Annotated in this window: 17 protein-coding genes; 16 read left to right on the forward strand and 1 reads right to left on the reverse strand. The window is 73.1% G+C overall.

What is annotated here, in order from left to right; genetic code table 11:
* Window positions 1-3 precede the first annotated feature (3 nt).
* From asnB to B9W62_RS01235, 16 genes are read left to right on the forward strand one after another with little or no spacing between them, the layout of a single operon-like run.
* The gene (gene asnB / locus B9W62_RS01160; protein WP_087804268.1) at window positions 4-1938 is read left to right on the forward strand and encodes an asparagine synthase (glutamine-hydrolyzing); all 1935 of its coding nucleotides are present in this window, start codon (window positions 4-6) and stop codon (window positions 1936-1938) included.
* A 53-nt stretch (window positions 1939-1991) separates the two neighbouring features.
* Window positions 1992-4187 carry a bi-domain-containing oxidoreductase gene (locus tag B9W62_RS01165; protein WP_179235294.1) on the forward strand — a complete coding sequence of 732 codons (2196 nt, stop codon included), beginning with the start codon at window positions 1992-1994 and terminating at the stop codon, window positions 4185-4187.
* Window positions 4184-6172 carry a heparinase II/III family protein gene (locus B9W62_RS01170; protein WP_087804272.1) on the forward strand — a complete coding sequence of 663 codons (1989 nt, stop codon included), beginning with the start codon at window positions 4184-4186 and terminating at the stop codon, window positions 6170-6172. Before B9W62_RS01165 ends, B9W62_RS01170 begins: the two co-directional genes overlap by 4 nt.
* 22 nt (window positions 6173-6194) lie before the next feature.
* Window positions 6195-7757, forward strand: coding sequence for a right-handed parallel beta-helix repeat-containing protein (locus tag B9W62_RS01175; protein WP_087804274.1), 1563 nt, complete (start codon window positions 6195-6197; stop codon window positions 7755-7757).
* A gap of 1 nt (window position 7758) precedes the next feature.
* Window positions 7759-8991, forward strand: coding sequence for a hypothetical protein (locus B9W62_RS01180; RefSeq protein ID WP_087804276.1), 1233 nt, complete (start codon window positions 7759-7761; stop codon window positions 8989-8991).
* 2 nt (window positions 8992-8993) lie between these two features.
* Window positions 8994-10235, forward strand: coding sequence for a glycosyltransferase (locus B9W62_RS01185; protein ID WP_087804278.1), 1242 nt, complete (start codon window positions 8994-8996; stop codon window positions 10233-10235).
* Window positions 10232-11482 carry a class I SAM-dependent methyltransferase gene (locus tag B9W62_RS01190; RefSeq protein ID WP_087804279.1) on the forward strand — a complete coding sequence of 417 codons (1251 nt, stop codon included), beginning with the start codon at window positions 10232-10234 and terminating at the stop codon, window positions 11480-11482. Before B9W62_RS01185 ends, B9W62_RS01190 begins: the two co-directional genes overlap by 4 nt.
* Window positions 11479-12285 (forward strand): sugar phosphate nucleotidyltransferase, encoded by an 807-nt coding sequence (locus tag B9W62_RS01195; RefSeq protein ID WP_087804280.1) that lies wholly within the window; start codon window positions 11479-11481, stop codon window positions 12283-12285. Before B9W62_RS01190 ends, B9W62_RS01195 begins: the two co-directional genes overlap by 4 nt.
* The gene (locus tag B9W62_RS01200; protein ID WP_087811682.1) at window positions 12282-12929 is read left to right on the forward strand and encodes a PIG-L deacetylase family protein; all 648 of its coding nucleotides are present in this window, start codon (window positions 12282-12284) and stop codon (window positions 12927-12929) included. The genes B9W62_RS01195 and B9W62_RS01200 overlap by 4 nt, the downstream gene beginning before the upstream one ends.
* Before the next feature lie 3 nt (window positions 12930-12932).
* Window positions 12933-13958 (forward strand): NAD-dependent epimerase/dehydratase family protein, encoded by a 1026-nt coding sequence (locus B9W62_RS01205; RefSeq protein ID WP_087804282.1) that lies wholly within the window; start codon window positions 12933-12935, stop codon window positions 13956-13958.
* Window positions 13946-15229: a DUF4910 domain-containing protein gene (locus tag B9W62_RS01210; RefSeq protein WP_179235295.1), complete on the forward strand. Its 1284-nt coding sequence runs from the start codon at window positions 13946-13948 to the stop codon at window positions 15227-15229. The genes B9W62_RS01205 and B9W62_RS01210 overlap by 13 nt, the downstream gene beginning before the upstream one ends.
* Before the next feature lie 5 nt (window positions 15230-15234).
* Window positions 15235-16524 carry an MATE family efflux transporter gene (locus tag B9W62_RS01215; protein ID WP_087804284.1) on the forward strand — a complete coding sequence of 430 codons (1290 nt, stop codon included), beginning with the start codon at window positions 15235-15237 and terminating at the stop codon, window positions 16522-16524.
* Window positions 16521-17468 (forward strand): glycosyltransferase family 2 protein, encoded by a 948-nt coding sequence (locus B9W62_RS01220; RefSeq protein ID WP_087804286.1) that lies wholly within the window; start codon window positions 16521-16523, stop codon window positions 17466-17468. The genes B9W62_RS01215 and B9W62_RS01220 overlap by 4 nt, the downstream gene beginning before the upstream one ends.
* Window positions 17465-18697 (forward strand): polysaccharide pyruvyl transferase family protein, encoded by a 1233-nt coding sequence (locus tag B9W62_RS01225; RefSeq protein ID WP_179235296.1) that lies wholly within the window; start codon window positions 17465-17467, stop codon window positions 18695-18697. The genes B9W62_RS01220 and B9W62_RS01225 overlap by 4 nt, the downstream gene beginning before the upstream one ends.
* Window positions 18694-19245, forward strand: a complete 552-nt coding sequence (locus B9W62_RS01230) for a dTDP-4-dehydrorhamnose 3,5-epimerase family protein (RefSeq protein WP_087804288.1) — start codon at window positions 18694-18696, stop codon at window positions 19243-19245. Before B9W62_RS01225 ends, B9W62_RS01230 begins: the two co-directional genes overlap by 4 nt.
* A 7-nt stretch (window positions 19246-19252) precedes the next feature.
* Window positions 19253-20578: a glutamate-1-semialdehyde 2,1-aminomutase gene (locus B9W62_RS01235; protein ID WP_087804290.1), complete on the forward strand. Its 1326-nt coding sequence runs from the start codon at window positions 19253-19255 to the stop codon at window positions 20576-20578.
* Window positions 20579-20633: 55 nt separating this feature from the next.
* On the opposite strand, the gene B9W62_RS01240 is transcribed toward B9W62_RS01235, so the two are convergent.
* Complete coding sequence (locus tag B9W62_RS01240) at window positions 20634-21353, reverse strand: phosphatase PAP2 family protein (RefSeq protein ID WP_087804292.1); 720 nt, start codon at window positions 21351-21353, stop codon at window positions 20634-20636.
* Between the last annotated feature and the right edge of the window lie 183 nt (window positions 21354-21536).

Here is a 21536-nt window from a genome sequence, read left to right on the forward strand (position 1 = left end):
CACATGTGCGGCATCGCAGGCACGTACCACTGGCCGGACGGGAAGGCCGTGACCGACCGGCTCACCGACGTCCTCGCCCACCGCGGTCCGGACGGGGCGGGCCGCTACAGCCACCCCGCCGGGGACGGCGAGGTGCAGCTCGGGCACCGCAGGCTGGCCATCATCGACCTGTCCGGGACCGGCGCCCAGCCGATGGTCTCGGACGGTCTCGCCCTGACGTACAACGGCGAGCTGTACAACGCGCCCGAACTCCGCGCCGAGCTGGAGTCCGCCGGGACGCGCTTTCGGGGTACGTCCGACACCGAGGTGGTGCTGGAGGCCTGGCGGCGCTGGGGGACGGACTGCCTGGCCCGGCTGCGCGGCATGTTCGCGTTCGCGGTCTTCGACGAGCGCACCGGGGAACTGGTGCTCGCCCGCGACCAGCTCGGCATCAAACCGCTGTTCCTGCTCCGGCGCGGCGGGGGTCTGGTGTTCGCCTCCGAGCTGAAGGCGCTCGCCGCCGTGTCCGGCGGGAAGCTGGAGGTGGACCACGCGGCGCTGGTGGCCTCGCTGCTGTACTACTGGGTGCCGGACTCGCGCTGCGCGTTCCGCGAGGCGGAGAAACTGCCGCCGGGCAGCTGGCTGCGGTGCCGCCCCGACGGCCGGGTGGAGCGCGGCCGGTTCTGGAACCTGAGGGACGTCGCCGCCGAGGGCCGGGAGCGGGCCCTGGACGGCGAGCGGCCGGACCTGGCCGCCGTGGTCGAGGAGTCGACCCGGCGCCACCTGCTCTCCGACGTGCCGGTGGCGACGTTCCTCTCGGGCGGTCTGGACTCCAGCTATCTGACCGCGCTGGCGGCCCGCGACCGGCCCGGGATCTCCGCCTACACGATCGGGTTCCGCGCCGAGGACGCCAGGTTCGAGGCGATGCCCGACGACCTGCGCTACGCCCGGCAGGTGGCCGAGCGGTTCGGCGTCGACCTGCACGAGATCGAGATCGCTCCGGACGTGCTCGACCTGCTGCCGCGGATGACGTACCACCTGGACGAGCCGATCGGCGACCCCGCCGCGATCAACACCTTCCTGATCTGCTCGGCCGCCCGGGAGGCCGGGGTCAAGGTGATGCTCTCGGGGATGGGCGCCGACGAGCTGTTCGCCGGCTACCGCAAGCACCTGGCCAACGTGCTGGCGCTGCGCTACCAGCGCGTCCCGCGGCCGCTGCGGCGCGGGCTGTCCGCGGCCGTGGACCGGCTGCCGGTCGCGACGAGCCGCCGGGGCCTGCGTTCGGTGCGCTTCGCGAAGCGCTTCCTGTCCTTCGCGGATCTGCCGGAGGAGACGGCCTTCCGGCGCAGTTACACGATGTACGACCGGGCGGAGCTGCTCGGCCTGATCGATCCGGACCTGGCGGGGACGGTCGAGGACGTGCTGACCGAGCACGCGGACGTCTACGAGGACAACGACCTCGACGACTTCGTGAACCGCATGTGCCTGGGCGACGCCCGGATGTTCCTGCCGGGTCTGAACCTCGCCTACACGGACCGCTCCAGCATGGCCGCCTCGACCGAGGTGCGGGTGCCGTACGTGGACGTCGAGGTGGTGAAGGCGGCGTTCGCCTTCCCCGGCGACCGCAAGATCGTCGGACGGCAGGGCAAGGCGGTGCTGAAGGAGGCGGCCACCTCGGTCCTGCCCCGGGAGATCGTGTACCGGCCCAAGGGCCTGTTCAGCGCGCCGCTGCGGGCCTGGATGAGCCGGGATCTGGCGCCGCTGGTGCGTGAGGTGGTGAACGACGGCGAGCTGGTGCGGTCCGGTTTCCTGCGGCGCGACGCGCTGCGGCGCCTCGTCGCCGAGGACGCCGCCGGGCAGCGGGACTTCTCCAAGCACCTGTGGCACGTGCTGACCCTCGAGTACTGGTACCGCGGCGCGACCTCCGGGGCCGACCACCACTCCCCGTCGACGTCGTAGCGCCTCGGCACTTCTCCCGCACCAAGACCGGCCAAGAGACAAGAGGACCTTCGGTGAAACAGGTTGTGCAGAACTACAAGAGCGGCGAGCTGGCGCTGCTCGACGTGCCGGTACCGGGCTGCAAGCCGGGCGGTGTGCTGGTGCGGACCGCCTACTCCCTGATCTCCACCGGCACGGAACTGATGAAGGTGTCCGAGGCCGGCATGTCGATGCTGGGCAAGGCCCGTTCCCGGCCGGACCAGGTGGCCAAGGTCGTGCAGAGCGTAGCCACCAACGGGGTGCCCGCCACCTACCGCAAGGTGATGGGCAAGCTGGACTCGTACACACCGCTCGGCTACTCGCTGTGCGGGGTGGTCGAGCAGGTCGGGGACGGGATCGACGACGTCAAGGCCGGCGACCTCGTGGCCTGCGCCGGCAACGAGCACGCCCTGCACGCCGAGCTGAACTGGGTTCCGAAGAACCTCTACACCCCGGTGCCCGACGGTCTCGCGCCGCGGCACGCGGCCTTCGGCACCGTCGGGTCGATCGCGCTCCAAGGGGTCCGCCAGGGCGAGTCGCGGCTCGGCGAGGTGGCCCTGGTCGTCGGGCTCGGGCTGATCGGGCAGTTGGTGGCGCAGCTGCTGACCGCCTCGGGCGTCCGGGTCGTCGGCGCCGATCCCGACCCGGCGCGCTGCGAGCTGGCGGAGCGGCTGGGCGCGGCGGCCTGCGGCGACCCGGCGTCCCCGGCGGTGGAGAACGCCGTGGCGGAACTCACCGACGGCCACGGGGTGGACCAGGTGTACCTGGCCGCCGGCGGTGGCAGCAACCAGCCCGTCGAGCTGGCCGCGCGGCTGTGCCGGGACCGCGGCCGGGTCGTCGACATCGGCAAGTGCCGTCTGGACCTGCCGTGGAACGCGTACTACGAGAAGGAGCTGGACGTCCGGTTCTCCCGCTCCTACGGCCCCGGGCGTTACGACCCGGAGTACGAGATCGAGGGACGCGACTACCCGATCGGCTACGTGCGCTGGACCGAGCGGCGCAACCTGGCGTGCTTCCTCGATCTCGCCGCCCGGGGCCGCGTCGACGTGGAGCCGCTGATCACCCGCACGGCCGCCTTCGACGACGCGGTGGAGACGTACCAGCGTCTCAAGGACGGTGATCTCAAGGCCGTGGCCGTGCTGTTCCGGTACCCCGAACAGGCCGCCGGGGACGGGCCGTCGGCCGACGCCCCGGTGGTGTCCGTGCCCGTGGTGCCCGGCGGCGGCACGTCCTCCGCCCCGGCGCGGGCGGCGAAGACGCCGGTGCGCCTCGCGTTCGTCGGCGCGGGGAACTACGCGACGTCGATGCTGCTGCCCCACCTGGCACAGCGCGACGGTGTCGAGCTGTCGACGGTCGTCACCACGACGGCGCTGTCCGCGGCCAACGCGCAGCGGAAGTTCGGCTTCCGGGAGGCGACCACCGATCTGGACGCCGTGCTCGGTGACGCGTCCGTCGACGCGGTGTTCGTGGTCACCCGGCACAGCTCACATGCCGAACTGACCCGCAAGGCGCTGCTGGCCGGGAAGGCCGTGTTCGTGGAGAAGCCGTTGGCGCTCACCTCGGAGGAGCTGGCCGGCGTGCTCGACGCGGTGGAGGAGTCCGGCAACGACCGGTTGCAGGTGGGCTTCAACCGCCGGTTCGCGCCGCTGCTCCAGGAGGCCCGGAAGCGGTTCGGCGCCCGCACCGGCCCGGCGAGCCTGCGCTACCTCGTCAACGCGGGGCGGCTCGACCACGGCAGCTGGTACCTCCAGCAGGGCACCGAGGGCTCGCGGTTCGCCGGCGAGGGCGGGCACTTCGTCGACACGGCGAGCTGGCTGCTGGGCGCCGACCCGGTCTCCGTGTACGCCGTCGCCCCGTCCGGCAACGAGGACCTCCAGGTCGTGCTGGGCTACCCCGACGGGTCCACCGCCACCCTCAGCTACGTCACCACCGGCGCGGCGGGTTTCCCGAAGGAGACGCTCGACCTGGTCGCGGACGGCAAGGTGCTGCAACTCGACGACTTCGTGCGTACGTCGGTCTACGACGGCCGCAAGCGGTGGGTCAGTTCCCGGCTGCCCAAGGCCCGGGACAAGGGCCAGGCGGCCGAACTGGCCGCGTTCGTCCGGGCGGTGCGGACCGGCGGGCCGATGCCGGTGCCGCTGCGGTCGCTGGTCGCCACCACCGCGGCCACCCTGGCCGTGCGGGCCGCCCTGGCCGGCGGCGCTCCGGTGACCCTGGCGGAGGCGCGATGACCGCGACCCCGGGGAGCCCGGGCTGGTACCTGCGGCGGCTGTCCCGGATGGGGCCGCGGGAGGTGGGCGGCCGGGCGGGCGACACCGTGCGCAGGCGGCGGTGGCGCTCGGCGCGGCCGGACGCCCCGAGCGTGACCGGGGCCCGGTTCACCGCGGTCCTGCCCGCCCAAGCGCTCGCGGCGGTGCCGCCGGACGCCGCGAAGCGTCTCGTCGCGGAGGCGGACCGCCTGATGGCCGGGCACGTCGAGTACTTCGGCGTGGTCCGCGACGACCTGGCCGACCCGGACTGGTGGTACGACCCGAAGACCGGGCGCCGGGCGCCGGGCGGCTACGCCTTCGACGTGCCCTACCGCGACGAGGACGCGGTCGGGGACATCAAGCAGATCTGGGAGTTGTCCCGGCACCACTACCTCACGGTGCTCGCCGCCGCCTACGCGGTCACCGGGGACGAGCGGTACGCCGAGCGGGTGGCCGAGCACCTGCGGTCCTGGTGGGCGGCCAACGCACCGCTGCGCTCGGTGCACTGGGTCAGCGGCATCGAGCTGGGGATCCGGCTGCTGTCGTGGGTGTGGATCCGCCGGCTGCTCGACGGCTGGCCGGGCGCGGCCGCCCTCTTCGAGGACAACCCGGTGGCGCTGCGGCAGATCTGGCACCACCAGCGCTGGCTGGCCGCCTTCCCCAGCCGGGGGTCGTCGGCGAACAACCACGTCGTGGCGGAGGCCGCCGGGCAGTTGGCCGCGGCCTGCGCCTTCGGCTGGTTCCCCGACTCGGCGAAGTGGCGGGACGAGGCGCTGCGGTCGCTGGACCGGCAGCTGCGCGCCAACACGTTCCTCTCCGGCCTCAACCGCGAACTGGCCACCGAGTACCACGGGCTCGTCCTGGAACTGGGCCTGGCCGCGGTCGCGGAGGCGGACGCCGCCGGGGTGCCGGTGCCCGCGACGGTCCGGCTGGTGCTGCTGCGGATGACCGACGCGCTCGCGGCCGTCGTGGACGACCGGCTGCGGCCGCCGCGGCAGGGGGACGCGGACGACGGGCACGGCCTGGTGGTGGACGGCGCGGGCACCGACCGCTGGGCATCGCTGCTGGCCACCGGCGACGCCGTGTTCGGGTCGCTGCCCTGGTGGCCGGCGGTGACCGGCACCGATGTGCGCACCCCGCTGCTGACGGCGCTGATCCGGCCGTACGGCAAGGACGGCGCGGGCCGGGCCGTGCGCCGCCCGGCGGACAGGCCGGCCCACTTCGCCGACGCGGGGCTCACGGTGCTGCGCGGCCCCGACGGGATCTGGTGCCGCTGCGACGGCGGTCCGCACGGTTTCCTGTCCATCGCGGCGCACGCCCACGCGGACGCGCTCTCGGTGGAGGTGCGGCACGACGGGGTCGACGTGCTCGCCGACCCGGGGACGTACTGCTACCACGGGCAGCCCGGGTGGCGGCGCTACTTCCGTTCGACCCTCGGCCACAACACCCTGGAGCTGGACGGCACCGACCAGTCCGTCTCCGGCGGCCCGTTCCTGTGGACCCGGCACGCCCGCAGCCGCGTGCTGGCCGTCGACACCTCCGACGCGGGGGTGTCCCGCTGGTGTGCCGAGCACGACGGGTACGGGGGGTCGGTGCACCGCCGCCGGGTGGAGCTGACGGCCGCGAGCCGTGAGCTGCGGGTGGTGGACGAGGTGCGCGGCCCGCGCCGGGCCGTGCGGCTGGCGTTCCACCTCGGCCCGGCGGTCGCCGCCGACCTGGTGGGCAGCCGCGCCCGGCTCACCTGGGCCCGGGACGGCGAGGAGCGCTCGGCGGTGCTCGACCTGCCGGGCGAGCTGTCCTGGCGGGCGCATCGCGGTGAGACCGATCCGCCGCTGGGCTGGTACTCCCCCGGCTTCGGGCGGAAGGAGCCGGCCACCACGCTGGTCGGCACCGGCTTCACCGACGGCGCGCCGGGCTTCACCGACGGCGCGCGGGGCTTCACGACCGTACTCGCGTTCCGCGACTAGGCACAGGAAGGGGGGAGGACGCATGGGGATCACCTGGCGGCGCCGCACGCTGTCGGCCGCGGCGCCCCTGGCGCTGGCGCTGCTGGCGGCCGGCTGTGTCGGCACCTCGGACGCGCCGTCGCCGGGGCCGTCCGGCTCGTCCGGCTCGTCCGCCTCGTCCGCTCCGCCCGCCGGGTCGGACGGGCCCCCCGTGGCCCGCGTGTGCGCGAAGCCCGAGGCCGGACCGGCGAAGGCACCGGCCGGTGCGGTGACCGTCGATCCGGCCGTCGTCGGCGACCTGGCGGCCAAGACCCGCAACAGCCCCGCGCACACCACCTTCTGGCTGCGGCCGGGCAAGCACCGCCTCGAACCCGACCAGTACGCGCAGGTCGTCCCCAAGGACGGGAACCGCTACCTCGGCGGGCCGGGCGCGGTCCTCGACGGCGGCAAGACCAACCGGTACGCGTTCGGCGGCCACGCCCGCGACGTCACGCTCAGCCACTTCACCGTGCAGGGTTTCGTCGCGCCGCACGACGAGGGCGTGGTCAACCACGACTCGGCCGACGGGTGGGTGATCGAGCACGCCACGGTCCAGAACAACTCCGGCGCCGGGCTGATGGCCGGTGACCGCCAGCAGGTCCGCTCCAGCTGTCTGCGCGGCAACGGCCAGTACGGCCTCAACGCGTACAAGGGCAACGGCACCATCAACGACCTGGTGCTCGAGGACAACGAGATCACGGGCAACAACACCGGCGACTGGGAGCGGAAGCGGCAGGGGTGCGGCTGCACCGGAGGCGTCAAGTTCTGGGCCGTCGAGGGCGCCGACATCCGCGGCAACTGGGTGCACGACAACCTCGGCACCGGTCTGTGGGCGGACACCAACAACAACGACTTCCTCATCGAGGACAACGTCATCGAGTCCAACGACGGGGCCGCGCTCATCTACGAGACCAGTTACAACGCGGTCGTCCGGAACAACGCGATCCGGCAGAACAACTGGGTCGAGGGCCGGGAGAACACCGACGGCGGCGACAACTTCCCGTTCGCGACCGTCTACATCTCCGAGTCCGGCGGCGAACCGCGCGTCGAGGCCCGCACGGACAAGATCGAGATCTACGGGAACGTCCTGGAGAACAACTGGTCCGGCATCACCCTGTGGGAGAACGCCGACCGGTTCTGCAACAGTCCCGCCAACACGTCCTCCGGCGACTGCACCCTGCTGGTGAAGGACATCGAGCGCTGCGCCCGCCCGGCGATCGGCAAGGCACCGCTGTACGACGACTGCCGGTGGAAGACCCAGCGGGTGGACGTCCACGACAACCGCTTCGTCCTGGACAAGACCGTCCTGGAGTGCACGTCGAGCTGCGACCGCATGGCGCTGCTGGCGAACTACGGCACCTATCCGGACTGGTCCCCGTACCAGGGCGAGCGGGTGGCCGAGGCCATCACCCACCGGCAGCACAACCGCTGGCACGACAACGTCTACGTCGGCCCGTGGAAGTTCGTCGCCCACGACCCGAGCCGGGTCCTCGACTTCGGACAGTGGCAGGGGTCGCCCTACCGGCAGGACAAGGGCAGCACCCTGCGCGCACGGGACGGGGGTTGAGATGACCGTGGAGCGCACACCGAAGCTGGTCGGGACGGTGTGGGGGCTGCTGGTCCTCAACACGCTGGGCTCCACGGGGGCGGAGACCGTCGTCCCGCTCCCCCGTTCGCTCATCCAGATGGTCACCATGGGTGCGCTGGTCGCCGCGTTCTCGCTGGCGCTCGTGCTCAATCTCCGGCTGCGTGTGCGCCCCAGTGCCTTCCTGTTCCTGCTCACCCTGCTGCTGGTGCCGAGCCTGATCGCCAGCGCGGACCTGGAGTCGGGGCTCGGCGCGCTGTTCCGGTGCGCCCGGCTGGCCCTCTTCGTCGGCACGCTGTGGCTGCTGAGCCGCTGGTGGGACGGCGGCCCGACGTTCGTCCGGCACCACATCCGGATGTACTTCCTGGTCCTGTGCACGGTGGCCGCCGGTGCGCTCGTCTCGCCGGGCGCGGCGATGCCCGACCTCTACGGAGGACGGCTGGTCGGGGCGTTGTGGCCGCTCACCCCGCCGCAGATCGGCCAGTACGCGGCGGTGATCATCGGGCTCGCCGTGCTGCTCGTTCTCGGCGGCCGGACCGACCGGCGCAGCGCGGCGCTGGTCATCGTGCCCTCACTCGTCCTGCTGATGCTCACCCACACCCGTACGGCCACGCTCGGCCTGCTCGTCGGCCTGACGCTCGCCATCGGCTCGCTCACCCTGACCAGCGCCGCCGCCCGCCGGTTCTTCTCGTGGGCGGTGCTGTGCGCCGCGGTGGCCGCCGTGGTGTTCGCCTCCGCGCTACAGGCGTGGTTCCTGCGCGGCCAGAGCGAGGAGAACTTCAGCAATCTCACCGGCCGGGCCAAGGTGTGGGACGCCCTGCTGGCGGCGCCCCGCACGATCGGGGAGCAGGTCTTCGGCATGGGCCTGGGCGACAAGTCGTTCGACGGGCTGCCGATCGACAACAGCTGGCTGGCCGTCTACCACGAGCAGGGGCTGATCGGCATCGCCCTGGTGGCGGCGGTCTTCGTCGCGCTGGGCGGTGTCGCGCTGCTGCGGCCGCCGTCCCTGGCCAGGGCCTGTGCGATCTTCCTGATCGGCTACTGCGCCCTGGCGTCGTACACCGAGGCGGGGCTCGGCGACGCCTCGCCGTATCTGCTGCATCTCGCCGTGGCCGCCTCCCTGCTGGCGCAGCCCGCGGCGGCCACACCCCTGCCGGTGCCCGACCCCCCTCGACGTCGCGTCCCGCGCTGGGCGCGGACCTCGGAGGTGACCTGAGCATGCACGTCCTCGTGGTGCACAACCGGTACAACTCGGCCCAGCCGAGCGGCGAGAACAACGTCGTCGACCAGGAGGTGGAACTGCTGCGCACGGCCGGTCACCGGGTCGGGGTGTTCGAGCGGCGCAGCGACGACATCGCCGCCCGGTCCCTGCCGGAGAAGGCCGCGCTCCCGCTCCTGGTGCCGTGGAACCCGGCGGTCCGCAAGGAGCTGACCGCCCGGCTGCGGGCCGAGCGGCCGGACGTGGTGCACGTCCACAACGTCTTCCCGCTCCTGTCGCCGGCGGTGCTGGCCGCCTGCGCCGACGCCGGGGTGCCCGCCGTCGCCACGCTGCACAACTACACGCAGGTCTGCCCGCCCGGCACCCTGCAACGCGACGGGCGGCCCTGCACCGAGTGCGTCGGGGGGACGCCGCTGCCCGCCGTACGGCACGGCTGCTACCGCGGCTCCCGGCTCGCGACGCTGCCGCTCGCGGTCAGCCTGTCGGCCAACCGGCGGCGCTGGTGGTCCGGGGTGGAGCGGTTCTTCTGCATCTCGGCGGCGCAGCGCGACGTGCTGGTCGGCTCGGGCATGCCGGCCGAACGGCTGGCGGTGAAGCACAACTTCGTGCCCGAGCCGGAAGAGCGCCGTGCGGGCGCCGGCGAGCACCTGCTGTATCTCGGGCGGCTCGCCGAGGCCAAGGGCGTACGGCTGCTCATGACGGCGTGGGACGAGATCGCCGCCGCCGGAGGTGTGGGCGTCCCGCTCGTCGTCGCCGGGACGGGGCCGCTGGAGCGCGAGGTGACCGCCTGGGCGGCCGGCCGGGACGACGTGCGGTACGTCGGTCTGTACGACCCGGAGCAGTGCAGGCGGGCCCTGGCGCGATCGGTGGCCGTGGTGGCGCCCTCGACGTGGCTGGAGGCGTTCGGCCTGGTGGTCGTGGAGGCGATGGCGGCGGGGGTACCGGCCGTCGCCGCCGGGCACGGCGCCTTCGTCGAACTCGTCGAGGACGGGGCGACCGGGCTGCTGCACGGTCCCGGGGATGCCGCCTCGCTCGCGGCCTGTCTGCGCCGGATCACGGCGGAGCCGGACCGCAACGAGGCGATGGGCCGGGCGGCCCGGCGCCGTTACGAACAGGGGTTCAGCCCGGCCGTCGGGCTGGAGCGCCTGCTGGAGGGGTACCGCACCGCGATCGCGGGGCGGTCGGCACTGGCTCGTGGCGGGGACACCCGCGCGGGCAGGGGGGATGGGGGCAGTAGATGACACGATGCCGACTGTGCGGTTCGGCGGCGATGGAGAGCGTCGTCGATCTCGGAGCGACTCCGCCGTGCGAGAGCTTCCTCGCGGCGGACCAACTGGACCGGCCGGAACCGGCGTACCCGCTGCACCTGCGGGTCTGCACCGACTGCTGGCTGGCGCAGATCCCCGCGCTGATCACACCGGAGGAGACGTTCACGCAGTACGCGTACTTCTCCTCCTACTCGACCTCCTGGGTGGAGCACGCGCGGACCTTCGTCACCGGCGCCGTGGAGCGGCTGGGCCTCGGCCCGGACGCGTTCGTGGTCGAGGTCGCCAGCAACGACGGGTACCTGCTGCGGCACCTGGTGGACCGAGGGATCCGCTGCCTCGGCGTGGAGCCGTCGGTGAACGTCGGTGCCGCGGCGCGGGAGGCGGGTGTGCCCACGCTCACGGAGTTCCTGAGCCCGGACACCGGAGCGGCCGTCCGCGCCGAGCACGGCCCGGCCAACCTGGTCGTGGCCAACAACGTGTACGCGCACATCCCGGACGTCGTCGGCTTCACCAAGGGGCTGCGCGCCCTGGTCGCCGACGACGGCTGGGTCTCGATCGAGGTGCAGCACCTGCTGACGCTGATCGAGGAGAACCAGTACGACACGATCTACCACGAGCACTTCCAGTACTACACGGTCGCGTCCGCGATCCGGGCGCTGGCCAGTGGCGGACTCGCCCTGGTGGACGTCGAGTTGCTGCCCACGCACGGCGGGTCCATCCGGCTGTGGGCCCGGCCGGCGGAGGTGGCCGGCGAGCCGGGCAGGCGGGTGGCCGAGGTGCTGGACCGGGAGAAGGCGGCCGGGCTGCGGGAGCTGTCCGGGTACACCGAGTTCTCCGCCCGGGTGGCCAAGGTGCGCCGGGACCTGCTGCGGTTCCTGATCGAGGCGGCCGAGCGCGGCGAGACGGTGGTCGGCTACGGAGCGCCCGGCAAGGGCAACACGCTGCTCAACCACTGCGGCATCCGGCCCGACCTGCTCGCGTACACGGTCGACCGCAACCCCTACAAGCACGGCAGGTTCACTCCGGGCACCCGCATCCCGATCCTGGCGCCCGAGCGGATCGCGGCCGACCGGCCGGACTACGTCCTCGTCCTGCCGTGGAACCTGCGGGCCGAGCTGGTCGAGCAGCTCTCGTTCGTGCACGAGTGGGGAGGCCGGCTGGTCTTTCCCATCCCGGAGCTGAGCATCGTCGAGGCCGCGTCCCGAGAGGTCACAGCATGAAGGTCGTACTGTTCTGCGGCGGTTACGGGATGCGGATGCGCGAGGGCGCGTCCGACGACGTGCCCAAGCCGATGGCGATGGTCGGGCCGCGGCCGCTGATCTGGCACGTGATGCGCTACTACGCGCACTTCGGGCACAAGGAGTTCATCCTGTGCCTGGGCTACGGGGCCCACCACATCAAGGACTTCTTCCTCAACTACGAGGAGACGACGTCCAACGACTTCGTGCTGCGGGGCGGCCGGACCGAGTTGCTGTCCGCCGACATAGCCGACTGGACGATCACGTTCGCGCAGACCGGCATCGAGTCGCCCATCGGGGAGCGGCTGCGCCGGGTGCGGCACCATCTGGACGGCGACGAGATGTTCCTCGCCAACTACGCCGACGTGCTCACCGACGCACCCCTGCCGCAGATGATCGACTCCTTCGCGCGGCGCGACGCCGGCGCGTCCATGATGGTGGTGCCGCCGCAGTCCTCGTTCCACTGCGTGGACCTGGGCGAGGACGGTCTGGTGGGCGGCATCACGCCGGTGAGCGACCTGCCGCTGTGGGAGAACGGCGGCTACTTCGTGCTCCGCCAGGAGGTCTTCGACCACATCCCGGAGAACGGCGACCTGGTGGCCGACGGCTGCACCCAACTGGCCAAGCGCGGGCGGCTGGTGGCGCACCAGCACCGCGGCTTCTGGAAGCCGACCGACACCGTGAAGGAGCGGGCCGCGCTGGACACCGCTTACACCCGGGGCGAGCGTCCGTGGGCCGTGTGGGAACGGAACGGCGCGGGGGCGCCCGCCGGGGTGAGGGCGTGATCCGCCTCGGCGCCGGGCGGGCGGACCGGATCGTCGCGGTGGGCGCGCACTGCGACGACATCGCCATCGGCGCCGGCGGCACCCTGCTGACGCTGTGCCGGGCCCGGCCGGGCATCCGCGTCGACGCGCTGGTGCTCTCCGGCGGTGGCGGCGAACGGGAGCGGGAGGAGCGGGCCGCCCTCGCCGCCTTCTGCCCGGACGCCGACCTGCGGCTGACGGTGCTCAAGCTGCCGGACGGCCGGATACCGGCCCACTGGGAGGAGGCCAAGGCCGCGGTCGAGGAGCTGCGCGAGCGGACCGAACCGGACCTCGTCCTGGCCCCGCGCACCGGCGACGCCCACCAGGACCACCGCGGCCTGGCGAAGCTGATGACCACCGCGTTCCGCGACCACCTCGTGCTGCGGTACGAGATCGTCAAGTGGGACGGCGACCTGGGCCGCCCGTCGGCGTACCAGCCCTTGACGCCGGAGGTCGCCGAAGAGAAGGTGCGGCTGTTGCAGGAGCACTACCCCTCGCAGCGGCACCGCCCCTGGTACGACCGGGAGGCCTTCCTGGGCCTCGCCCGGATCCGCGGCATCGAATGCCACGCCCGCTACGCCGAGGCGTTCGACGTCGCCAAACTCACTCTCAACCTGGGGGGTTGAACCTTGCGCGTACTGCTCACCGGACACCAGGGCTACCTGGGCACCGTGATGGCACCGGTCCTCACGGCCGCCGGACACGAGGTCGTCGGGCTGGACGCCGGCCTGTTCGCCGACTGCGTCCTGGGACCGGCGCCCGCCGACCCCCCGGGGCGGCGGGTGGACCTGCGCGACCTCACGGCCGAGCACGTGGCCGGGGTGGACGCGGTGATCCACCTGGCCGCGCTCTCCAACGACCCGCTGGGCTCGCTGGCGCCGGAGCTGACCTACGACATCAACCACCACGCGTCGGTGCGGCTGGCCCGGCTGGCCCGCGACGCCGGGGTGCAGCGCTTCCTGTACGCCTCGACGTGCTCGGTCTACGGCGCCGCGGGCGGTGGCGACCTGGTGACCGAGGACGCCCCGCTGCGCCCGGTGACGCCGTACGCGGAGTCCAAGGTGCGGGTGGAGGACGATCTGCACGCGCTGTCCGACGGCGACTTCAGTCCGGTGTACATGCGCAACGCCACCGCCTTCGGCTACTCGCCCCGGCTGCGCGCGGACATCGTGCTGAACAACCTGGTGGGCCACGCGCTGCTGTCCGGCGAGGTGCTCGTGCTCTCCGACGGCACCCCGTGGCGCCCCCTGGTGCACGCCGCCGACATCGCCCGGGCCTTCACCGCCGCCCTGGATGCGCCCCGGGAGGCGGTGCACGACCGGGCGTTCAACATCGGCAGCGAGGTCAACAACGTCACAGTCGCCGAGATCGCGGAGGAGGTGGCCGCGGCGGTGTCCGGCTCGAAGGTGGTGATCACCGGGGAGACGGGGGCCGATCCGCGCTCCTACCGGGTGGACTTCTCCCGGTTCCGGGCCGCGATCCCCGGCTTCGACTGCGAGTGGACGGTCAAGCAGGGCGCGCTCGAACTCGCCGACGCCTACCGCGAGCACGGGCTGACCCGGGAGGACTTCGAGCGTCGTTTCACCCGCCTGGCCGTGCTGCGGGCCGCCTCCGATGCCGGGGCCGTCGACGACACCCTGCGGTGGCGCCGATGACCGAGCCCGGAGAGGAGATGTACGCCCTGGTGGAGCGGCTGTATCCGCTCTGCCGGAGCATCACGGGCGACGGGGTGCGCGCCACCCTGCGCATCGTCGACGAGTACATCCCTCTGCACGTGCACGAGGTACCGACCGGGACGCAGGTGCTCGACTGGACGGTGCCCAAGGAGTGGAACATCCGGGACGCGTACGTCGCCGACGCCGCCGGCCGCCGGGTCGTCGACTTCGCCGCGTCCAGCCTCCATGTGCTCGGCTACAGCGTGCCGGTGTCGGCGACCATGCCGCTGGCCGAGCTGCGCCCGCACCTGCACACCCTGCCGGACCACCCGTCCTGGGTGCCGTACCGCACGAGCTACTACCAGCCCGAGTGGGGCTTCTGCCTGGCCCAGGAGACGCTGGACGCGCTGCCGGAGGGCGACTACGAGGTCCGCATCGACTCCACCCTGACGGACGGCCACCTCACCTACGCCGAGCACGTGGTCCCCGGACAGGTGCCCGACGAGGTGCTCGTCTCCTGCCACACGTGCCACCCGTCGCTGGCCAACGACAACCTGGCCGGCATCGCGGTGGCGACGTTCCTGGCCCGGGAACTGGCGCAGCGCGACCCGTACTACACCTACCGGTTCGTCTTCGCGCCCGGCACGATCGGGGCGATCACCTGGCTGGCCCGCAACCGGGAGCGGGTCGAGCGGGTCAAGCACGGCCTGGTGCTGGCCTGCGCCGGAGACCCGGGGCAGTTGACGTACAAGCAGAGCAGGCGCGGCGACGCGGAGATCGACCGAGTGCTGCGGCACGTGCTGGCCGACTCCGAACGCCCGCACCGCGTGACCGAGTTCACGCCCTACGGCTACGACGAGCGGCAGTACTGCTCGCCCGGGTTCGACCTCGGCGTGGGCTCTCTCACCCGGACCCCGTACGCGGGCTATCCCGAGTACCACACGTCGGCGGACAACCTCGGCTTCGTCTCCCCGGCGGCGATGGCGGACACGCTCGCCGTCTGCCGAGAGGCGTTCGCCGTCCTCGACCGCAACCGGCACTACGTCAACCTGAGTCCGTACGGGGAGCCGCAGTTGGGACGGCGCGGGCTGTACGAGTCGCTCGGCGGCCGCAGTGACGCCAAGCAGGCCCAGATGGCCATGCTCTGGGTGCTCAGCCTCGCCGACGGCGAGCACGGTCTGCTGGACGTCGCCGAGCGGTCGGGGCTGCCGTTCGACACCGTCGCCGCGGCGGCCGACGCCCTGCACGGCGCCGGTCTGATCAAGGCATGACGCCGATGACCGTCGAGGGGGAGAAGACGACGCCGGCGGCGGGGGCCGCCCGGCGGGGCGTCGTCGGCAGGCTGTCCTGGGGGCTGGCCGACCAGGCGGCCTCCAGCCTGTCCAACTTCGTGGTGGGCATCTACGTGGCCCGCTCGCTCGGGCTGACCGCTTTCGGTGTGTTCAGCCTGGCCTGGGTGACCTACGGCGTGGTCCTCAACGTCTCCCGCGGGCTGGCCACCGACCCGCTCGTGGTGCGCTTCAGCGCAGTGCCGGAGGCGTCCTGGCGCGGGGCGGTGGCCCGGGCGTCGGGCGCCGCCCTCCTGGTCGGCGCCGGGATCGGGGCGGTGTCCCTGATCGCCGGGCTCGGCATCGGCGGCCGGGTGGGGGCCGCGTTCGCGGCGCTCGGCATCGTGCTGCCGGGCCTGCTGCTCCAGGACGCCTGGCGTTACTCGTTCTTCGCCGCCGGCGTCGGCCGCAAGGCGTTCGTCAACGACGTCGCGTGGGCCGTCGCCCTCGTCCCGGCCATGGTGGTGGCGGCCCGGGTGGGCACCGTGCCGGCCTTCCTGCTCGCCTGGGGCGGGTCGGCCGCGGTGGCCGCGGCGTACGGCTGGTTCCAGTCCGGGATCCGGCCGAGGCCGACCGGGGCACGCGAGTGGCACCGCGACCACCGCGACCTCGGCTACCGCTACCTGGTCGAGAACGTCGGCGTCAGCGGTGCGGGCCAGATCCGGGCGTACGGACTCGGCGCGATCGTCGGGGTCGGCGCGGTGGGTGTGATCCGGGGCGCGGAACTCCTGCTCGGCCCGTTCCTCGCGGTGCTGATGGGACTGTCGCTGGTCACCGTGGCCGAGTCGGCACGGGTGCTGCGGCAGGCACCCGAGCGGCTCGGGAAGTTCTGTTTCCTGCTCGGCGCCGGGCAGACCGTCGCCGCGCTGCTGTGGGGCGCGGCACTGCTGCTGGTGCCGGACCGGCTCGGCGAACTCGTCCTCGGCGACGTCTGGAGCGGCGCCTCGGAGCTCATCGTGCCGGTCACCCTCAGCGTCGCGGGCGCCGGGCTCGGCACCGGCGCGGCGGCCGGGCTGCGCGCGCTGGCCGCGGCCCGGCGCAGTCTGCGCTGCCAGTTGTTCGCCTCCGCCTGCTACGTCGCGGGCGGGCTCGGCGGTGCGGTCGCGGGCGGCACGGTCGGTTCAGCCTGGGGCGCCGCCGCCGCGTCCGTCTGCGGTTCGGTCGTGTGGTGGCTGCAACTGCGGGCCGCCCTGCGCGAGCGCGACCACCATCCCATTCCCGAAGTGAGGACCACATGACCCCCCACCCCCGGCTGAGCATCGGCCTTCCCGTCTACAACGGCGAGGAGTATCTGGCCGAGTCGCTGGACGCCCTCCTGGGGCAGACCTACGAGGACTTCGAACTGGTGATCTCCGACAACGCGTCGACCGACGGCACCCAGGCCATCTGCCGCCGGTACGCCGCCCGGGACTCGCGCATCCGGTACATCCGGCTGCCCCGCAACATCGGCGCCGCGCCGAACCACAACTACGTCTTCACCGAGTGCCGCGGCGAGCTGTTCAAATGGGCCTCGCACGACGACCTCTACGCCCGTGACCTGCTGCGCAGCTGCGTGGCGGCGCTGGACGAGCGGCCGGAGCTGGTCCTCGCGCACAGCGGCCAGGCGGTCATCGACGGCGACGGCAAGGTGAAGGTCCCCTACGAGTACGGACTCGCCACCGACTCCCCGCGCGCTCCGGAGCGGTTCCGCAGCCTGCTGTTCGAGCCCGGGGGCGACGACTTCTACGGGGTGATGCGGTCCGCGATGCTGCGCCGCGTGAAGCCGCACGACAGCTACCACCACGCGGACCGCACGTTCGTCGCCGAGATCACCCTGCACGGTCCCTTCCACCAGGTGCCGGAGCTGCTGTACTTCCGCCGCGACCACCCCACCCGGGCCGAGCGGGCGAACCCCTCCAAGCGCGCCCGGTGCGTCAACCTGGACCCGCGCCGGGCGGGCCCGCTGCACCCGACACCCCGGCTGCTCGCCGAGTACGTCTGGGGATTCGCCTCGGCGATCGGGCGGGCACCGCTGTCCTCGGCCGACCGGCGGGCGTGCCACCGCCATCTGGCCGCGTGGCTGACCAGCCGGGTCCGGCCGGGCGCCGGCGAGCGGGTCGAGGACCGCGCTCCCGTCGACCCGGACCGGCTCACCGTCTCCGTCGACGACCTGGTCGCCGGCCGCGAGGGAAGGCAGGCATGACCTCCATGCGCGAGAAGCCTTTACGCATCGGCGTGTTCGGACTGTTCGGAGCCGGCAACAGCGGCAACGACGGGTCGCTGGAAGCCGTGCTCGACCACCTCAGGGCCGCACATCCCGGCGCGGTCGTGGACGCCATGTGCGGCGGCCCCGAAACCGTCGCGACCCGGTACGGGGTTCCCGCGACGCGGCTGAACTGGTACCGCGGGGAGTACCGGACCGCTTCACGCGTGAGCGCGATCGCGGCCAAGGCCCTGGGCAAACTCGTCGACGTCTTCCGCACCGCCGCCTGGGTGCGCCGGCACGACGCGGTGATCGTGCCGGGCACCGGCGTCCTGGAGACCACGCTGCCGCTCAGGCCCTGGGGCTTCCCGTACTCGCTGTTCCTGCTGTGCCTGACGGGCCGGCTGTCCGGCACCCGGGTCGCGCTGGTCAGCGTCGGCGCGGGCGCGATCGGCAACCGGTCGACCCGCGTCCTGACCCGCTGGTCGACGCGGCTGGCCGCGTACCGGTCCTACCGGGACGTCCAGTCGCGCGACGCCATGCGGGCGATGGGCGTGGACACGGCGCGGGACGAGGTCTACGCGGACCTCGTGTTCGCCCTGCCCGCGCCGTCGGCGAACGAGCCCTCGAACGCGCGGGGCCCGGTCTGCGTGGGCGTCATGGACTTCCACGGCAGCAACGACGAGCGGACCGTGGCCGAGGAGATCCACCGGCGCTACCTCGACGGGACGACGCGGTTCGTCCGCGCGCTGGTCGAGGACGGCAGGACGGTCCGGCTGCTCACCGGCGACGAGCTGGACCGCCCGGTGGCCGCCGCGATCGTCGACGCGGTGGGCTCGCCGCTGGTCACCGTCGCCGAGGCGGCCTCGCTGGCCGACCTGATGAAGGAGACGGCGTGTGCCGACGCCGTGGTGGCGACCCGCTACCACAACCTGGTCTGCGCCCTGAAGGTCGGTACGCCGACCCTCGCGCTCAGCTACTCGGCGAAGAGCGACGCGCTCATGGCCGAGATGGGGATGAGCGCGTACTGCCACCCGGCGCGCGAGGCCGACGCCGACCGGCTGCTCGAACAGTTCCGTGAGCTGGAGCGGCGGTCGGCCGAGGTGCGCCGGACCGTCTTCGAGCGGAATCTCGCCGTCGCACGGCGCGTCGAGCAGCAGTTCACCGACCTGACCACGGCGCTGTTCCCGGCGACCGACCACCCCCAGGCCCTGCGGGAGGCACCATGAAGGCGACCGAGGTGCCGGAGATCTCCGGCGCGTACCTGTTCGAACCGACGCCGCACGCCGACGAACGCGGCTTCTTCTGCCGCACCTTCGACGCCGACGTCGTCCGCTCGGTGGGGCTCGACCCGGCCGCCTTCGTGCAGGACAGCGTGTCCCGCTCGGTCCGGGGGGTGCTGCGCGGCCTGCACCTGCGCTCCGGAGCCGGTGAAGCCAAGCTGGTGCGGTGCTCGTACGGCGTGATCTTCGACGTGGTGGTGGATCTGCGGGCGGACTCGCCGACCTACCTGGGCCAGGCCTTCTTCGAGCTGTCCGGCGAGACGCAGGCGACGGTGTACGTCCCGGCGGGGTGCGCGCACGGCTTCCAGTCGCTGACGGAGACCTCCGACGTGTCGTACCGGATCGACCGGCCGCACGATCCGGCGGAGGACGTGACGATCGCCTTCGACGACCCGGAGCTGGCCGTGCCCTGGCCGCTGCCGGCCGCCTCGATGTCCGCGCGGGACCGGGAGGCGCCGAGCCTCGCCGAGGTCCTGAAGCGCCGGGAAGGGTGAGGCCGGAGTGAACAGCGAAGAGCCCGACCTGCCCCGGTCGCGCGAGGCGAACGCGCGGCTGCACGCCATGGTCCCCGGGGGCGCGCACACCTACGCCAAGGGCGACGACCAGTACCCGGAGAACCTGGCCCCGGTCATCAGCCACGGCCGGGGCGCCCACGTGTGGGACGTCGACGGCAACCGCTACATCGAGTACGGCTCCGGCCTGCGCTCGGTAAGCCTGGGCCATGCCCACCCCCGCGTCACCGAAGCGGTGCGGCGGGAGCTCGACCGGGGCAGCAACTTCGTCCGGCCTTCCATCGTGGAGGTCGAGGCCGCGGAGCGCTTCCTGGCCACGGTGCCGACCGCGGAGATGGTGAAGTTCGCGAAGAACGGCTCCGACGCCACCACCGCCGCGGTGCGGCTGGCCCGTGCCGCCACCGGGCGCCCCCGGGTGGCCGTCTGCGCCGACCACCCGTTCTTCTCCGTCGACGACTGGTTCATCGGCACCACGCCGATGTCCGCCGGTGTCCCCGCGGCGACCGGGGACCTCACCGTGGCGTTCCCCTACGGCGACCTGGCCGCCACGGAGGAACTGCTCACCCGGCACCGGGACGAGGTCGCCTGCCTGGTCCTCGAGCCCGCCACCCACGCCGAGCCGCCGCCCGGGTACCTCGCGGGTCTGCGCGAGCTGGCCGACCGGTACGGCTGCGTCCTGGTGTTCGACGAGATGATCACCGGTTTCCGCTGGTCCGAAGCGGGCGCCCAGGGTCTGTACGGCGTCGTCCCCGACCTCTCCACGTTCGGCAAGGCGCTGGGCAACGGGTTCGCCGTCTCGGCGCTGGCCGGGCGCCGCGACCTGATGGAGCGGGGCGGACTGCGTCACTCGGGCGAGCGGGTGTTCCTGCTGTCCACCACCCACGGCGCGGAGACGCATGCGCTGGCCGCCGCGATGGCCGTGCAGAGCACCTACACCGAGGAGGGAGTCAGCGCGCGGCTGCACGCCCTCGGCGAGCGGCTGGCCGCCGGTGTCCGCGAGGCCGCGGCGAGCATGGGTGTCGGCGACCACGTCGTCGTCCGGGGGCGGGCCAGCAACCTGGTCTTCGCCACCCTGGACGAGAACGGGCAGCCCTCGCAGCCGTACCGGACCCTGTTCCTGCGCCGGCTCCTCGCGGGCGGGGTGCTGGCCCCGTCGTTCGTGGTGAGCAGCGCGCTCGGCGACGACGACATCGACCGGACCGTCGACGTGGTGGCCGAGGCCTGTGCGGTGTACCGCAAGGCGCTGGACGCGGCGGATCCCACGCCCTGGATGGCCGGGCGGGCGGTGAAGCCGGTGTTCCGCCGCCTGGCGTGAGGTGCGGCGCACGGGGCGCCGGCGAGCCGCCGGCGCCCCGTGCCCCGGCACCGTGTCAGTGGCACTCCTGCCGACCGGCGCCGGCTCTCCGGTCGGCGGGGGCGTCCGCCGGCGGGCCGGCCGGCGCGCGGTCGGCCAGCCGGTCGGCGGTCCGGTCGACCAGCCAGGCGCTCACCGGCAGCACCGCCAGCGCGGTGCACCAGCCGCCCAGGGTGTCGGTCGCGTAGTGCGAGCCCATGGCCACCTGCGCCCAGCCCATGGTGGCGCCGGCCACCAGCCCCGCGGCGAAGACGAACGCCGTGCCGACCGCCCGGTTGAGGCCGAGGCGGCCTGCCGCGAGCAGCGACACCATGAGGGCGATCGCCGTGAGGAAGGCGGTGTGTCCGCTCGGATAGGACAGGTTGTCGCCGTGGATGGTGCGTCCCACGACGGGCTTGAGCAGCGTCGTCGTCCCCACGGTCAGTCCTGCGCCGGTCACGACGAACACCGCGGCGCGCGGCCGCCGAAGCAGCAGGCAGCCCGTCACGACGACCGCGACCACCAGCACCGCGCCGACGGGCTCCCCCAGGAAGTCCGTGACCACGGCGACGTGCCGCCACGGCGGCTCCACCCCGTCCACCACCGCCCAGATGCGCGCGTCCACCGCGCCCGGTTCGCTGTCACCGGCGTACGTGGTCCCGAAGACGAGGAGCACCAGCGCGGCGAGGGACGCGATCACCACCAGTGCCAGGCGCAGCGACGACGGCAGCACCGCGTGCGCCGGCCGACCGGTCACCCGCCCACCGCCCCCGGGCGACCTGCGGTACTCTCCCACGCCCTTGCCCACTCCCCCGCTTCGCCCGGCTCACCGGCCGTCGCGCCGATCCCCTCGGGTCGGACCCACCGTAGTCGTTCCCGCAGGTCTCATAACAGCCGATTCGGGCCATTGCGTGGCCTGCGGCGTGCGGGCCGTCCCGGG

Origin of the sequence: Streptomyces sp. CS113, assembly GCF_002188365.1 — a bacterium.
GTDB classification, from domain to species: Bacteria; Actinomycetota; Actinomycetes; order Streptomycetales; family Streptomycetaceae; genus Streptomyces; species Streptomyces tendae.